We start from the raw sequence: 14995 nt of genomic DNA on the forward strand, positions 1-14995 counted from the left end.
AACACTCACATGAGCATTCTGAAACTCGATCATGTCAGCCAGAGCTTTGGCTCGGGCACCCATGCGACCCATGTGCTGAAGGACATCAACCTGGATGTGCGTGAGGGGGAGTTCCTCGTGCTGCTCGGCTTTTCCGGCAGCGGCAAGACGACCCTCATTAACCTGATGGCGGGGCTTGAGCAGCCGTCCAAGGGAAAGGTCAGCTTCAAGGGCCAGCCCGTCACCGGGCCGGGGCCGGAACGCGCGATGATCTTTCAAAGCTATTCGCTGATGCCTTGGCTGACGGTCAGCGGCAATGTCGGCCTCGCGGTGGATACGGTCTTTCCCGGTCTGTCCAAGGCAGAGCGCGCCGAGAAGGTCGCGCATTACGTCAAGATGGTGGGCCTTGGCCATGCCGCCACACGCCGCCCGGCGGAGCTTTCGGGCGGGATGCGGCAGCGGGTCAATGTGGCCCGCGCGCTGGCGATGAACCCTGAAGTGCTTTTGCTGGATGAGCCATTGTCGGCGCTCGACGCGCTGACCCGCGCCAATCTCGCTGATGAGATTGAGCACATTTGGGAGGCCGACAAGAAGACCTGTGTGCTGATCACCAACGATGTGGACGAGGCGATCATCCTTGCTGACCGGATCATCGCCCTGAACCCGGATGGCACGTTGGGCAAGGAGTTCCCCGTCAAGATCCCGCGCCCTCGGGATCGGGGACGCATGAACACCAATGAAACCTTCAGAAGCTTGCGCGCGGATGTGACCAAATACCTGATGGATGTTGGGATTGAGGCCAAGGTCGAGGGTACCCGACTTTTGCCGAACGTGACCCCGATCCACGGCCTCCCCGCCGCTCTGGCCGAAGCAGAGAAGAGCACAGTGCGCAGCCGTTATCTGGATTTCAGCCAGCTTCACAAAGTTTACCCCACGCCCAAAGGCCCGCTGACGGTGGTCGAGAATTTCGATCTCAAGATCGAGAAGGGAGAGTTCATTTCGTTGATCGGCCATTCAGGCTGCGGCAAGTCGACAGTTTTGACCATGGCTGCGGGGCTGAACGACATATCGAAGGGCTCCATCGTGTTGGACGGCACCCATGTGGAGGGCGCCGACCCTGAGCGCGCCGTGGTGTTTCAATCGCCCAACCTGTTCCCCTGGCTCAGCGCCAAAGAGAATGTGGCGATCGGTGTCGACAAGGTCTACCCCCGCGCCTCGCAGGCCGAGCGTCAGGATGTGGTGGAGTATTATCTGGAGCGGGTCGGGCTGGGCGATGCGATGGACAAGCGAGCGAGCGATATGTCCAACGGTATGCAGCAGCGTGTCGGTATCGCGCGCGCCTTTGCGCTCAGCCCCAAGTTGCTGTTGCTTGATGAGCCGTTTGGCATGCTCGACAGCCTGACGCGTTGGGAGCTGCAAGAGGTGCTGATGGAGGTCTGGTCGCGCACCAAGGTCACGGCGATTTGCGTCACCCATGATGTGGACGAGGCGATCTTGCTGGCTGACCGTGTGGTCATGATGACCAACGGGCCGCAGGCCACCATTGGTAAGATCACACAGGTCGATCTGCCCCGGCCCAGAACGCGCAAGATGCTTCTGCAGCATCCTGACTACTACGGCTACAGGCAAGAGGTGCTCGATTTCCTTGAGGAATATGAGCACGGCGCAAAGCCCAAGCCCAAAACCCCTGAAACAATGGCGGCGGAGTGAACCCATGAAACAAAGACTGGTCATCATCGGCGCTGGAATGGCATCGGGCCGCGTCATCGAACATCTGGTTGAGACCGATCCAGATGCCTTTGACATCACCCTGTTCAACGCGGAGGCGCGTGGGAATTACAATCGCATCATGCTGAGCCCGGTGCTGTCGGGCGAAAAGACCTATGAGGAAATTGTCACCCATGACAGCGATTGGTATGCCGCACAGGGAGTGACCTGTCGCTTTGGCGAGCCTGTGTCGGGCATAGATCCGACGATGAAGGTGGTTTCCGGTCAGAACGGCCATCTCCCATATGACAAGCTGATCATCGCCACCGGCTCTGCGCCCTTCATCATTCCGGTTCCCGGTAAAGACCTGCCGGGCGTCGTCACCTATCGTGATTTGGACGATACCAATGCGATGATAAGCGCAGCCGGGAAGGGCGGCAAAGCCGTGGTCATCGGCGGTGGGCTTTTAGGGTTGGAGGCCGCAGCCGGTCTTGCCGAACGTGGCATGGAGGTCACGGTGGTGCATCTGATGGGCCACCTCATGGAACGGCAATTAGATGAGGCGGCAGGTTATCTGTTGCGCAAGGACCTAGAGGGGCGCGGCATCAGCATCCGCACGCAGGCCTCAACCAAGGCGATCATCGGGGCGGAACGGGCCGAGGCCGTCGTGCTGGAAGACGGCGAAACCCTGCCAGCCGATCTGGTGGTCATGGCCGTTGGCATCCGGCCCGAAACCCGGCTCGCGACCGACGCGGGGCTGACGGTTGCGCGGGGCATCGAGGTGAATGCGCAGATGCAGACGTCGGACCCGGATATCTTTGCCGTGGGCGAATGCGTGGAGTTTGACGGGCAGCTTTTCGGGCTCGTGGCGCCGCTTTATGATCAGGCCAAGGTTCTGGCGCGGAGCCTGCTGGAGGGGGTCGACGCTTTCATCGCGAAGGATACTGCCACCAAGCTGAAAGTAACCGGCTGCGATCTGTTCAGCGCGGGTGACTTTGCTGAAGGGGAAGGGCGCGAAGACATCGTACTGCGTGACCCTGCACGGGGCATCTACAAGCGGCTGGTGATTGAAGGAGACCGATTGATTGGCGCGGTGATGTACGGCGACACGGCAGATGGCAATTGGTTCTTCCAGTTGATCAAAGACGGCACCGATATCGACGAAATGCGTGAGACGCTCATCTTCGGTCCGGCATTTCAGGGGGGCGATACCTCGGACCCGCTCTCAGCCGTTGCAGCATTGCCGCGTGACGCGGAAATTTGCGGCTGCAACGGCATTTGCAAAGGCACCATCACCGATGCCATCGCAGGCGGTGCGACGGATTTGGCCGCGATCAAGGCTGCGACCAAGGCCAGTGCGTCCTGCGGGACCTGCACAGGGCTGGTCGAACAGGTTTTGCAGGTCACACTGGGCGATGACTTCGTCATGCCGACTGCCCAGCCCATCTGCCCCTGCTGTGACCTGACCCATGAGGACATCCGCCTGCTGATCCAGTCGCAGGAGTTGAAGTCCAAAGAGGCCGTTTGGCAGGAGTTGGGCTGGAAAACCCGCAACGGCTGTCACATTTGCCGCCCTGCAGTGAACTTCTATCTGCTGGCCGATTGGCCGCTAGAGTATCAAGACGATCCGCAGAGCCGTTTTGTGAACGAACGCAAACACGCGAATATTCAAAAAGACGGCACTTTCAGCGTCGTGCCGCGCATGTGGGGCGGGATCACCAACCCGGCCGAATTGCGCGCCATTGCCGACGCCGCCGACAAATACGATGTGCCGACGGTCAAGGTCACAGGCGGTCAGCGCATTGATCTGTTGGGCGTGAAGGGCGAAGACCTGCCCTATATCTGGGCCGATCTGAACAAGGCGGGGCTCGTTTCGGGCCATGCTTATTCAAAAGGGCTGCGCACGGTGAAAACCTGTGTCGGCACCGACCACTGCCGTTTTGGCACGCAGGACAGCACCGGCCTCGGCATCAAGCTGGAACAGGCGCTCTGGGGGTCATGGACGCCGCACAAAGTCAAGCTGGGTGTCTCTGGCTGCCCGCGCAACTGTGCCGAAGCTACCTGCAAGGACGTTGGGATCATCTGCGTCGACAGCGGCTATCAGGTGAGCGTCGCCGGCGCAGCGGGGATGGATGTCAAAGAGACCGAGCGCCTTTGTGATGTCGGCACCGAGCAAGAGGCGATTGATGTGACGATTGCCTTTGTCCAACTCTACCGTGAGCACGCCAAATACCTCGACCGCCCCTATAAATGGGTCGCCAAGGTTGGGCTCGGTTGGGTGCAGGCCCGCATCGCCGACCCCGAGGAACGCGCACGGCTGATCGCGGCATTCGAGCTCAGCCAATCCATCTATCGCAAAGACCCCTGGGCCGAGCACGCCAAAACGGCAGAGCGGTACCAGCCCCTCGCCAATCTGACACTGGAGGCCGCGGAATGAACTGGATCGACATCGGCGCGATAGACGACATTCCCCTGCGTGGCGCACGCAAGATCAAGACGGCACTTGGCTGCGTGGCCCTTTTCCGCACTGGCGAGGCGGAGGTTTTCGCCACCACCGATAGCTGCCCGCACAAGGGCGGACCGCTGTCTGAAGGGATCGTTCATGGTCAATCCGTCACTTGCCCGCTGCACAACTGGGTGTTCGACCTGAACACCGGGCAGGCGCAGGGCGAAGAGGGGGTCATCTCTACATATCCTGCGCGGGTAGAGGCTGGGCGCATCCTGATCGATGCGACCAAGCTTGCAAGTCGGAGTGCCGCGTGATGGACGGCTCCGCCATGCCAGTGGTGCGCTCGACCTGTCCCTATTGCGGCGTGGGCTGTGGCGTGCTGCTGCGCGCGGATGGGGCAGGCGGTTTGGATGTGCGCGGCGATCCTGATCACCCGGCGAACCGTGGGCGGCTCTGCTCCAAAGGGGCGGCACTGGGGGAGACCGTGGGTCTGGAAAACCGCCTGCTGACCCCCCGCGTGGACGGGCAGGAGGCGGGCTGGGACCGGGCGTTGCAGCATGTCGCCGACCGGTTCTCGCAGACCATCGCGCAGCACGGCCCAGATAGCGTCGCTTTCTATGTTTCCGGCCAGATGCTGACAGAGGATTACTACGTCGCCAACAAGCTGATGAAAGGCTTCATCGGGTCGGCCAATATCGACACGAACTCCCGGCTCTGCATGGCCTCTTCGGTCGCCGGTCACAAGCGCGCCTTTGGCAGCGACACCGTGCCCGGGACCTATGAAGACATCGACGAGGCCGATCTTGTTGTACTTGTGGGATCGAACCTCGCTTGGTGTCATCCCGTGCTGTATCAACGTCTGTTGGGGGCACGCGCAGCCCGCGGGACCAAGATTGTGTTGATCGACCCCCGCCGGACCGCGAGCTGTGATGGCGCCGATATGCATCTGGCCTTGGAGCCCGGCTCAGATGTGGCGCTATTCAACAGGCTTTTTAGCGAGATCTACGATGGCGGTGCCTGTGATGCGGATTTTCTGCGCCATACCAGCGGCTATGATGAAACCCTGCATACGGCACGTATCGAAAGCGGGGCCGCAACCGGGCTGAGCGAAGCGGAAATCACCGCTTTCTGCCGCCTCTGGATGCAGCATGAGAAGGTCGTGACGATCTACTCGCAGGGCGTGAACCAGTCGACCAGCGGCTCCGACAAGGTCAATGCGATCCTGAATTGCCACCTCGCCACCGGTCGGATCGGCAAGCCCGGTTGCGGCCCATTCTCGGTGACCGGACAGCCCAATGCGATGGGCGGGCGCGAGGTTGGTGGGCTGGCCAATATGTTGGCCTGTCATCTGGAACTGGAGAATGCCGATCACAGTGCTGCCGTGCGTGATTTCTGGGGCGTGCCCTCCCTACCCGATAAGCCGGGGCTCAAAGCGGTCGACATGTTTCAAGCGGTGGGCGACGGGCGGATCAAAGCGCTGTGGATCATTCACACCAATCCCGCCGTCTCCATGCCCGAAGCCGATGCTGTGCGTGATGCAATTTCCGAATGCCCCTTCGTCGTTGTCAGCGACATTACCGATCAGACCGACACGGCGCGGCTGGCCGACGTGCTTTTGCCCGCCACTGCATGGGCTGAAAAGGACGGCACCGTTACCAATTCCGACCGTACCATCAGCCGCCAGCGCAGCGTGCTGCCCGCACCCGGCCAAACCCGCCCGGATTGGCATATTCTGACCGAGGTGGGGCGGCGGATGGGGTTCGAAACGGGATTTCAGTTTGCCAGCGTGGCAGAGATTTTTCGCGAACATGCAGCCCTTTCAGCCATTGCGGGACGGTTCGGACGGGATTTTGATATCTCGGGTTTGGCCCGGATCACGGACCAGCAATATGATGATTTCGCCCCGCAGCGCTGGCCGGTCACCGCGGCGCGCGAGGGCGGGCGGTTCTTTGCGGATGGGCAGTTCTTTCACCCAGATGGCAAGGCGCGTTTGTTGCCCGTATCGTGGCGGCCGCCAGCGGCCCGGACGACGCGACGCTATCCGTTTCGTTTGAACACAGGCCGCGTGCGGGACCAATGGCACACGATGACCCGCACGGGCCAAAGCCCGCGATTGTCGGCCCATCTGGCGGAACCCTTTCTCGAAATTCACCCCGAAGATTCCACGGCATTGGGCATTCACCCCTCCGATTTAGTCGAGGTCTCCAGCCCAACGGGTGTCAGTATCCTGCGCGCGCGGATCACCGATGCTGTGCAAAAAGGGCAGGTCTTTGCCCCAATGCACTGGACAGCAGAGACAGCCCCCTCTGCCCGGATCGACGCGCTGATCGCGGCGGCCTGCGATCCCGTTTCCGGCCAGCCCGAAAGCAAGGCGGGCGTTGTTGACCTGCGCCGGTTCGATGCAGGCTGGTACGGCTTTACCATCGCACAAAAACCGATGCACCTGACCGCCGACTACTGGGCCTTGGCGCGGACATCGCACGGGTTTCGCGCCGAGTTGGCTGGCCGCCTGCATCCTGACGATTGGGAGGTCGAGGCAAGGCGGCTCTTTGACGCGCCGACTGCTGTGCTGACCACGATCATAGATGCGCGCCGCGGCTCTGCGCGGATCGCGGCTCACGCCGACGGGGTGCTTTTGGGCGCGCTCTTTGTGTCGCCAACCCCTGTCGCGATCATGCGCGATTACCTCGTGGCATTGCCCGGCACCCGTGCGGCTGGCGCATTAACGGGACGCCCTGCAGCCGACGCCCCGAACCCCGGACCAACCTTGTGTTCCTGCTTTGGCGTGGGGATCAACACCATCCTTGAAGCGATCGAAACGCGCGGCCTGATGTCAGTCGAAAGTATCGGCGAAGCACTGGGGGCTGGGACCAACTGCGGTTCTTGCCGCCCGGAAATCGCGGAGCTGTTGAACAATCTCTTAACCCGCGAGGCCGCAGAATGAGCTTGTCAGCCCATGTTCGCACGCTGGGGCGCGGGCCCGGGCGGTCACGGTCCTTAACGCTGGAGGAAGCCTTCGATGCCATGTCCTCCATGTTGCGGGGGGATGCAGATGCCGAGGCCGTGGGCGCGCTTTTGATGCTTTTGCGTATGAAAGGCGAAACTGCGCCAGAGATTGCCGGGTTTGCCGCCGCGGCGCAGGCGCATATGCCCGCCTTGCCGCCCGTCGATCTGGATTGGCCCAGCTATGCCGCCGGCCGCACACGCGGTGCGCCGTGGTTCCTGCTGTCGGCGAAGGAGGTCGCGCAGGCGGGCCACCGCGTCTTGTTGCATGGCTGGAATGGCGTGGATGCGCAGGTGCGGGACGGCTTAGCCGTTGCGGGGATCGGGGTTGGAGACTGCGCTGATGAAATTGCACGCCTGCTTGATCGCGACGGTATCGCCTATCTGCCGCTGGAACGTGCACATCCCGCTCTTTTCCGGCTGCTGGATTTGCGGCGGGTTTTTGGATTGCGGTCCTGCGTCAACACCGTCTGCCGCATGCTGAACCCGGGCGCTGCGTCGGCCAGTGTGCAGGGTGTGTTTCACCCGTCCTATCGCCTCTTGCAGGCCGACGCGGCAGCGCTTTTGGGGCTGAATGGCCTGACCGTGATCAAGGGTGGCGGCGGGGAGTTCGAACGCCACCCTTCAAAAGAGATCGCGGCCTTCGGATTGCGGCAGGGGCGTAGCTGGGAAGCGACCTTTCCCGCGCTTTGTGATGAAACCCGCCGTCTGTCTTCCGATACAGCCCGGACGTGGGCGCACCAAACGCCGACCGCATTCGAGGCTGAGATCATCACCGGCACCAAAGCACTTGCGCTTGATACGCTGGGTATTCCCGACACCGCCGAGCAGGCCGCCTGACAGGAGATTGCCATGAAATCTTTTCCAATGTTCATTCGTACGACGGGCCGCCGGGTTGTTATCGTCGGCGGCGGAGAGCAGGCGGCACAGAAGGCGCGGTTGCTCCTGAAAACCGACGCTGAACTGGTTCTGGTGGCCCCGGCGCTTGATGCGGAACTGGCTGATCTGGTGGACAGCGGGCGGGCAGGGCAGATCTCAGATCTATCGCCGGCGGTGTTTGAGGACGCGGTCATGGCCTTTGTCGGCACCGGCTGCCCCGCGCTGGATGCGGCGGCGCATGCGCTCGCCAAGGCGGCAGGCTGCCCGGTGAATGTGGTCGACCAGCCCGACCTTTGCGACATGACCACGCCCGCCATCGTGGATCGCGACCCCATCGTCGTAGCGATCGGGAGCGAAGGCACCGCACCTGTATTAACGCGCGAGATTAAGACCAAGATTGAGCGATTTCTGCCGCAGAACATTGGTGGCCTCGCTGCCTTTGCCGGGCGGCTCAGACCCAGTGTCGCAGGCAATATTCCCTTGGCACAGCGCCGCGCCTTCTGGGCGTGGGTCTTCAAAGGGACCCCCCGCAGGCAGTGGGTGCGCGGCGCCGAACGCGACGCCTTGCGTGACATCAAAACCGCCATTGCCAGCGGCGGCACCATCGGGGAGAGTATCGGCCAGATCACCTTGGTCGGCGCTGGCCCCGGCGCGCGCGACCTGTTGACCCTGCGTGCGGTCGAAAGGCTTCAGGAAGCGGATGTGATCTTTTACGACAGGTTGGTCGATGAAGAGGTTCTGGAACTGGCCCGCCGCGACGCTGAGCGCGTGTTCGTCGGCAAACACGTCGGCGCCCATCGCTGGCCGCAGGATCGGATCAACAGCATGGTCGTCTCCGAGGCGAAGAAGGGCCGTCGCGTTGTGCGGTTGAAATCCGGAGATCCCGGGGTGTTTGGACGCGCTGCCGAGGAAGTGGATGCCGCGCGTGACGCCGGTATTCCAATCGAAATCGTGCCCGGTGTGACTGCTGCCTGTGCCGCCGCCGCCGGGCTTACCCGCAGCCTGACAGAGCGGGGTGTCGCCAATACCCTTGTGCTGGCGACAGGCACCGGCAGTGCCGAAGACCCAATGCCCGACAGCATCCGCCTGTCCGGTCCCGGCACCACCACCGCGCTTTATATGTCGGTCTCTCAGGCCAGCCGTCTGTCCGGCCTGTGGATGCAACAAGGGATGCCGCCGGACTGCTCGGTGGATATTTGTGTTGAGGTAACCAAACAAGGCCAACGGTATTTAGAAGCAACTGTCGCTACGATGGCGACTGTTTTACGGGAACATCGCGTGACAGGCAGTGCGATCCTCCTCGTCACGTGGCCTTCGGCAGATGAAGTCACGTCAGCGGTGCCGAAATTCGAAACGGGAGTGGGCCTTCAAAGTGAGACCGTGGTGAAAAGAGCTTGATGTGAGCGATTGTCCCACCGCTTTTTTGCCGGAGACCCAGAAGTAAGGATACTGGGTTGTGGAAAAAAACAAATGTGGAAACAGATATTCACCTGCAGTGCGCGAACGTGCTTTGCGGATGGTGTTCGAACATCAGGGTGAATTTGACAGCCAGTCTGCAGCGATCAAATCGATTGCACCTAAGATTGGTTGTGGGCCGGATACGCTACGTGCGTGGGTTAGGCGAGCTGAAACGGACAGCGGTCGACGCGATGGTGTGACGACTTCCGAACGGGATCGGATCAGAGCACTTGAGCGCGAAAACCGTCAGCTCCGGCAGGCCAACGAGATCCTGAAGAAAGCATCTGCGTATTTTGCGCGCGCTCTCATCGCCGCAAGCGGCGACTGCCGCGCAGCGGGACGGAGCTCGTCCGCCCGTTTCGGAAATGATTGCGTTTATCAAAGAGCACCGGGAAGTGTGTGGGGTCGAGCCGATCTGCCGTGTTTTGCAAATTGCCCTCTCGACGTTCTACGCTCATCTAGCCGTGGAGAATGACCCTGGCAAAGCGTCAGATCGGGCCAAACGGGACGCGGAACTACGCCCAGAAATGAAGCGTGTCTGGGAGGAAAACCTTGAGGTGTATGGCACACGTAAGCTGTGCCGCGCAATGAAGCGAAAGAGGTTTGATGTCGCCCGCTGCACTGTTGAACGTCTATTGCGCGACATCGGTATTAAAAGGCTGAGCCAACCAAGGGTGGAGGCCTTCTTTGATTGGTCCGAACAACAGCTCATGCGTATTCCCGGCAAGCGCGATCTGGCCAAGGCCTTCCGCTATGGCCTCAGTCGAAGGGATACCTCCAGCCTGTTCCTGTCCGATGGTCGGGTTGCAATCGACAACAACCCAGCAGAGCGGGCTCTGCGCCCTATTGGTATTGGGCGAAAGAACTCTCATGACCGTTGTCAAGATTTTAGGCGCATTTTACCGATCGCCGGTACGACGTTTGTGGACTTCTGGCTGATGGGCTGGTGCAGAGCGCTGAGTTCAACGCGACGGTTGCTCAAACTCTCATTCGGGGATCCTGTTCGGCCCCATATTGATGGTACGGCGTAAAGGGCTGCCTTAATCTAGCTGCGGAGATCCGGTTTGCCGGCTCCAAATTCTTGCCCAAGGATTCCCTTAACCGGTCTCAACGTTCTGCATACAGACCACCAGATTTGTTCGGCCCGGGATTGCTCTATCGTACGGCCATTTCGCCTTCTGCATTGCGAGCAATCGCCCAGATAAATCCAACCAGTTCACGCGCGACAGCTGTCACAGCCACCTGACTGCGTTTGTGGCGTATCTGCGTGAGACGTTGATATCGGCCATACAATCGCAACTGCGCTTTCCAGGCGATATCCTTCGCCGCCTGAGACAGGTCTTTTTGTCGAACCAGCGACCATTGACCCACCTTTGGCTTCAGCCGGTAGAGCCAGGCAGCCTCGAACAAGAGCGCGCGAACGTCCGAGGATCCTGCCTTAGTGATCCCGCGCGGGCGTATGCTGGACCCACTTGAGAATTCCCCCGGCACCAGGCCAAAGTAGCTCATCAGACGACGTGGGTTTTCAAACCGAGCAAAATCGCCGACTTCGGCGACAACCGCTGCGGCTATCACTATGTCAAGACCGCGAAGGGCTGTGAGTTCTCGCACGATCGGGGCCAAAACCCAGTCTGACATCAGGTTTTCAATCTGTCCGTCAATCTGGGCCCGTCGATCAACAGCTTGCTCTTCTTCATTGAGATAGCTCTGCAAAGCGAATTGCGTTGCAACATGACCGAATTGAAGATCCGCCAGCCAGACCCGATGTCGATGTCCCCATTTCTTCCGTTCATAGCGCCGGCCGTGCTTCAGCAAGAAGCAGCTGATGCGCTGGCGTGCCTTACGAACTTGATGAGAGGATATGCGCCGCGCCTTGACCAGGTCCTGCATCGCCTCGTGGGTCGCATCCGGTGTCCAGATATAGGTGAGTTCACCGGCCCGGTGCAATCGGGCCAGATTCAGCGCGTCGATCGTATCGTTCTTCATGCGCCGCTTTCCCGGCTGAACAGGGGTTCTGGAGGGTGCAACGACGTCGCAGACATGTCCGAGTCCGATAAGATGGCGGTGCAGGCCATAGCCGCACGGACCTGCTTCATAGGCAAAAGATATCGCTTCAAACCTGACCGCCAATTTCTTGACCATTCGATTGATGGCGGTCGTCTCGTTCGGGATTGAACCCAAAGAGCAAACCTCGCCGGATCGTTCGCCTTCAGCAAAAGCCACAGCGATTGTATCCTTGTGTACATCGAGACCCACATAGGCATCAAAATTATCCATAACAGTTCTCCTTTCCTCGCCGCACGATTATGCACTGCAGTCACGGAAAACGGTCATCTCATCTGGCTCTATGCAGGGGCCGACACAGGTGCGGAAACTTTGGCTCGCGCCATGACCATCATCGAAACAGCCAAGCTAAACGACCTCCATCAACAGGCCTATCTCGCGGACGTTCCCGACCGCATCCACGACCACAAGATCAACCAGCTGGATGAGCTGCTGCCGTGGAACTGGAAATCGTTAAAGCCAGAAGCAAGCAGTCAGGCCGCAAAAACCGCGGTACCAATGACTTGGTTACGTATTGTCAGCAACGACAGCGGGCTTCCCTCCGTCACGACCAGGGCGACTTTATAACCAATCTGTGCTGCGATACCTGCAAGGCTGGCCAAGCGTGCTACACGGTTCTCTGAACAAGTCTCGCCAGCATCGCGCAGGTCGCCGGTCAGCTTGCGATATCCATAGACTTTTCCGCTATCAGCCCATGCGTGGTGGATCAGATCTGTCTGCGCGCATCTTCAAGCGCACGCTGGCTTAACGGTTCTTTAAGCCATGCGTAGAAGCCACTGAAACGCACAGCCAGAACACGGCACATCGAGCGCACAGAAAACGCCGCACGGTGAGCTTCAATGAACGCGTAGTTCACTGAGACTCGCGCGCAAAGTACGCGGTCGCATTTTTTTAGAATAGTGCGTTCCTCGGTCACCCGGGCCAGATCTCGCTTCAGCCGCTTGATCTCAGCGGCCTGTTCCGCAACCTCAGATCGGGCGCGTGGTGGCTTCGCAAACTGAGCCTTCCATGTGTACAGCGATTTCGTGCTGATCCCCAATCGCTCAGCAACCTCGCTGACCGCGTAACCACGCTCGACAACCTGAGCCACAGCGTCCTATTTGAACTCGTCCGTAAACCGTATTCCCTTGTTCATAACCGTCTCTCCTTGGTTCCAAAAATTACCAAGCAAAGCGTCTACAAATCTGGGGCAACTCACGTTACTGGCTACGCACTTCGCGCACCCAAGCGACAATATTGCGTCGCGCTTCCTCGTCCATTTGTACGGCATTTGGCGGGGGCATGGCGTGGCTCACGCCCGCTTGGAGATAGATCTGGTCCGCATGACGCGCGACGTCGCCGGGGGTCTCAAGGTAGACCCCCTTTGGCGCCCACTGCATGTTGCCCCAGACCGGCTCACGGGCATGGCACATTGAGCAGTTGCCAATGACGGAGTCGTAGGCGCTCTCAAACCCCTCAGCAGAGGCATAGGCCTGCTCATATGCCGTCAGATCTCGGGCTTCTGCGTCCTCCCATGTCTCCCCCGTTCTGATGGTGGAAAGCCATGCGATCAAAACCATAAGCAGCACGGTCACCGCCCAAGTCCAATGCGGACCGGAACCGGTTTTGTGCATCGTGTTGAAGTAGTGGCGAATGGTGACACCGGTCAAAAAGATCAGGCTGGCAATGATCCAGCTGAACTCTGTTCCAAATGCCAGCGGGTAATGGTTCGACAGCATCAGGAACACCACCGGCAAGGTAAGGTAGTTGTTGTGGGTCGAGCGCACCTTGGCGATCTTGCCGTATTTCGCGTCAGGTGTGCGACCGGCCTTAAGGTCTTCGACAACGACCCGTTGGTTGGGCATGATCTGAAAAAACACATTGGCGGTCATGATCGTCGCCGTGAAAGCGCCGAGATGCAGCAACGCCGCCCTGCCGGTGAAAATTTGGTTGTATCCCCATGACATGATCACAAGGATTACGAACAAAAGCAGCATCAGAACTGTGGGGTGGTCGGCCAATTTGGATTTGCACATTGCATCATAGAGCAACCAGCCAATCGTCAGGGAGCCGCCGGAGATCAGGATGCCCTGAAACAGCGAAATATCGGCTTTGGTGGGGTCGAGCAGAAACAATTCACCGCCGACCCAGTAGATGATCATCAAGAGCGCCGCCCCTGACAACCAAGTGCTGTAGCTTTGCCATTTGTGCCATGTCAGGTGCTCTGGCATCCGGGCGGGCGCGACCAGATATTTGACTGTGTGATAGAACCCCCCGCCATGTACTTCCCATTCTTCGCCGTAGGCGCCGTCGGGCAGGGCGTCGTTTGGTTTAAGCATTAGATCGAGCGCGATAAAATAGAACGACGCACCGATCCACGCCATTGCAGTGATCACGTGTAGCCAGCGGACGCTGAACGCGATCCAGTCCCACAGAATTGCCAAATCGTACATGGCTGGTCTCCTTAGATTCGAATTTTCTAACACCCTAGGCGAGACAGGTTTGTTCTGGTATCGCCGTAAAGGACCAAGCAGCATCAAAAAAGACAGAATAATGTCCTACTTCGATAACATCCGCACTTTTGTGCGCGTCTATGAACTGGGCAGCATGTCTGCCGCGGGGCGGGATTTGCGGATATCTCCAGCTGTTACGTCGTCACGGATTTCGCAATTAGAAGAACGGCTTGGCGTGAGGCTGTTTCAACGGACGACACGCAGTCTATCCCCGACCGAGCAGGGCAAGTCGTTCTACCGCGGCGCGACTGAAATACTCGAAGCCGTCGAAAGCGCCGAGGCGCAGATCGTCAACATCACCGAGAACCTGAAAGGATCGCTCTATGTTGCGGCGCCTTTAGGTGTCGGTCGTAGGTTAATCGCCCCGCAAGTCCCCGGTTTCTTAAAGAACTATCCCGAAGTCAGCGTGAGGTTGCGTTTGTCCGACCGGAAAGTGGACTTGACCACAGAGGGTCTGGATTTGGCATTCTTTCTGGGGCAGCCCGAAGATAGCAATCTGCGCATCCGGAAAATCGCAGACGTGGAGCGGGTGCTCTGCGCATCGCCGGACTATATTGCGCGCCGTGGCATGCCCGACAGCGGAAGCGCGCTGGTGGCGGAGGGGCATGAATGCCTGAGCCTTCGCTTCCCGGGGGCGACCGAATTTCAATGGCGGCTAACGACACCGGATGGCCCCAAGCGATTTCGTGTCTTGGGGCGCTATGAGTCAGATGACGGGGACGTGCTCACCGATTGGGCACTTGCCGGTCATGGCGTCGCAATGAAGCCCGTTTTCGAAATTGCAGAACACTTGCGGACCGGCGCTTTGGTGCCTGTCGCCGAAAAGACGCCTCCCGAGCCGATCCAGATGGCGTGCCTATTCACGCATCGCCGTAGACAGGATCCGAAAACGCGCCTTTTCATGGAGTTCATGATAGATCGCATCGCTGCGACAATCTAGCGAAGCAATCAGTAGGCCGAAGCC

General features: G+C 59.7%; 9 protein-coding genes, 4 pseudogenes and 1 other annotated feature. Of the genes and pseudogenes, 10 read left to right on the forward strand and 3 right to left on the reverse strand.

Going from position 1 to position 14995, the window contains the following annotated elements:
• Positions 1-9 precede the first annotated feature (9 nt).
• The 8 genes and pseudogenes from T8A63_RS18530 to T8A63_RS18570 all read left to right on the forward strand — a co-directional run.
• Positions 10-1689, forward strand: coding sequence for an ABC transporter ATP-binding protein (locus T8A63_RS18530; RefSeq protein ID WP_322345843.1), 1680 nt, complete (start codon positions 10-12; stop codon positions 1687-1689).
• A gap of 4 nt (positions 1690-1693) precedes the next feature.
• Positions 1694-4123, forward strand: coding sequence for a nitrite reductase large subunit NirB (nirB, locus tag T8A63_RS18535; protein WP_322345845.1), 2430 nt, complete (start codon positions 1694-1696; stop codon positions 4121-4123).
• Positions 4120-4449: a nitrite reductase small subunit NirD gene (gene nirD, locus T8A63_RS18540; protein ID WP_322345847.1), complete on the forward strand. Its 330-nt coding sequence runs from the start codon at positions 4120-4122 to the stop codon at positions 4447-4449. Before nirB ends, nirD begins: the two co-directional genes overlap by 4 nt.
• Positions 4449-7079: a molybdopterin-dependent oxidoreductase gene (locus T8A63_RS18545; RefSeq protein WP_322346092.1), complete on the forward strand. Its 2631-nt coding sequence runs from the start codon at positions 4449-4451 to the stop codon at positions 7077-7079. The genes nirD and T8A63_RS18545 overlap by 1 nt, the downstream gene beginning before the upstream one ends.
• A complete protein-coding gene (locus tag T8A63_RS18550; RefSeq protein ID WP_322345849.1) occupies positions 7076-7978 on the forward strand; it encodes a glycosyl transferase family protein in 903 nt (300 codons plus the stop codon). Before T8A63_RS18545 ends, T8A63_RS18550 begins: the two co-directional genes overlap by 4 nt.
• A 12-nt stretch (positions 7979-7990) precedes the next feature.
• Positions 7991-9415, forward strand: coding sequence for a siroheme synthase CysG (cysG, locus tag T8A63_RS18555; RefSeq protein ID WP_322345850.1), 1425 nt, complete (start codon positions 7991-7993; stop codon positions 9413-9415).
• Positions 9416-9473: 58 nt separating this feature from the next.
• Positions 9474-10131: pseudogene (locus T8A63_RS22430) on the forward strand (transposase); the annotation flags it as partial.
• Positions 9804-9915: a sequence feature (AL1L pseudoknot), on the forward strand. (Overlaps the previous pseudogene by 112 nt.)
• 6 nt (positions 10132-10137) lie before the next feature.
• Positions 10138-10341: pseudogene (locus tag T8A63_RS18570) on the forward strand (IS66 family transposase); the annotation flags it as partial.
• 289 nt (positions 10342-10630) lie between these two features.
• Here the strand turns inward: T8A63_RS18570 and T8A63_RS18575 are convergent.
• A complete protein-coding gene (locus tag T8A63_RS18575) occupies positions 10631-11752 on the reverse strand; it encodes an IS110 family transposase (protein ID WP_322343897.1) in 1122 nt (373 codons plus the stop codon).
• Positions 11753-11815: 63 nt separating this feature from the next.
• On the opposite strand from T8A63_RS18575, the pseudogene T8A63_RS18580 reads away from it, so the two are divergent.
• Positions 11816-12022, forward strand: a pseudogene (locus T8A63_RS18580) (transposase domain-containing protein); the annotation flags it as partial.
• 27 nt (positions 12023-12049) lie between these two features.
• Here the strand turns inward: T8A63_RS18580 and T8A63_RS18585 are convergent.
• Both T8A63_RS18585 and T8A63_RS18590 read right to left on the reverse strand, forming a co-directional pair.
• Positions 12050-12629: pseudogene (locus tag T8A63_RS18585) on the reverse strand (transposase); the annotation flags it as partial.
• Positions 12630-12738: 109 nt separating this feature from the next.
• The gene (locus T8A63_RS18590; protein ID WP_269343438.1) at positions 12739-13971 is read right to left on the reverse strand and encodes a urate hydroxylase PuuD; all 1233 of its coding nucleotides are present in this window, start codon (positions 13969-13971) and stop codon (positions 12739-12741) included.
• A gap of 100 nt (positions 13972-14071) precedes the next feature.
• Here T8A63_RS18590 and T8A63_RS18595 point away from each other — a divergent pair, with 100 nt between their 5' ends.
• Entirely contained in the window at positions 14072-14971 is a 900-nt protein-coding gene (locus tag T8A63_RS18595; protein WP_322346095.1) for a LysR family transcriptional regulator, read from the forward strand.
• Positions 14972-14995 lie beyond the last annotated feature (24 nt).

Origin of the sequence: Sulfitobacter sp. OXR-159 (assembly GCF_034377145.1) — a bacterium.
Taxonomy (GTDB): Bacteria; Pseudomonadota; Alphaproteobacteria; order Rhodobacterales; family Rhodobacteraceae; genus Sulfitobacter.

What these genes read in the sequence shown, in the direction of transcription:
- T8A63_RS18530 (WP_322345843.1), top strand. Translation starts at nt 10, where the DNA reads ATGAGCATTCTGAAACTCGATCATGTCAGCCAGAGCTTTGGCTCGGGC.
- nirB (WP_322345845.1), top strand. Translation starts at nt 1,694, where the DNA reads ATGAAACAAAGACTGGTCATCATCGGCGCTGGAATGGCATCGGGCCGC.
- nirD (WP_322345847.1), top strand. Translation starts at nt 4,120, where the DNA reads ATGAACTGGATCGACATCGGCGCGATAGACGACATTCCCCTGCGTGGC.
- T8A63_RS18545 (WP_322346092.1), top strand. Translation starts at nt 4,449, where the DNA reads ATGGACGGCTCCGCCATGCCAGTGGTGCGCTCGACCTGTCCCTATTGC.
- T8A63_RS18550 (WP_322345849.1), top strand. Translation starts at nt 7,076, where the DNA reads ATGAGCTTGTCAGCCCATGTTCGCACGCTGGGGCGCGGGCCCGGGCGG.
- cysG (WP_322345850.1), top strand. Translation starts at nt 7,991, where the DNA reads ATGAAATCTTTTCCAATGTTCATTCGTACGACGGGCCGCCGGGTTGTT.
- T8A63_RS18575 (WP_322343897.1), bottom strand. Translation starts at nt 11,752, where the DNA reads ATGGATAATTTTGATGCCTATGTGGGTCTCGATGTACACAAGGATACA.
- T8A63_RS18590 (WP_269343438.1), bottom strand. Translation starts at nt 13,971, where the DNA reads ATGTACGATTTGGCAATTCTGTGGGACTGGATCGCGTTCAGCGTCCGC.
- T8A63_RS18595 (WP_322346095.1), top strand. Translation starts at nt 14,072, where the DNA reads ATGTCCTACTTCGATAACATCCGCACTTTTGTGCGCGTCTATGAACTG.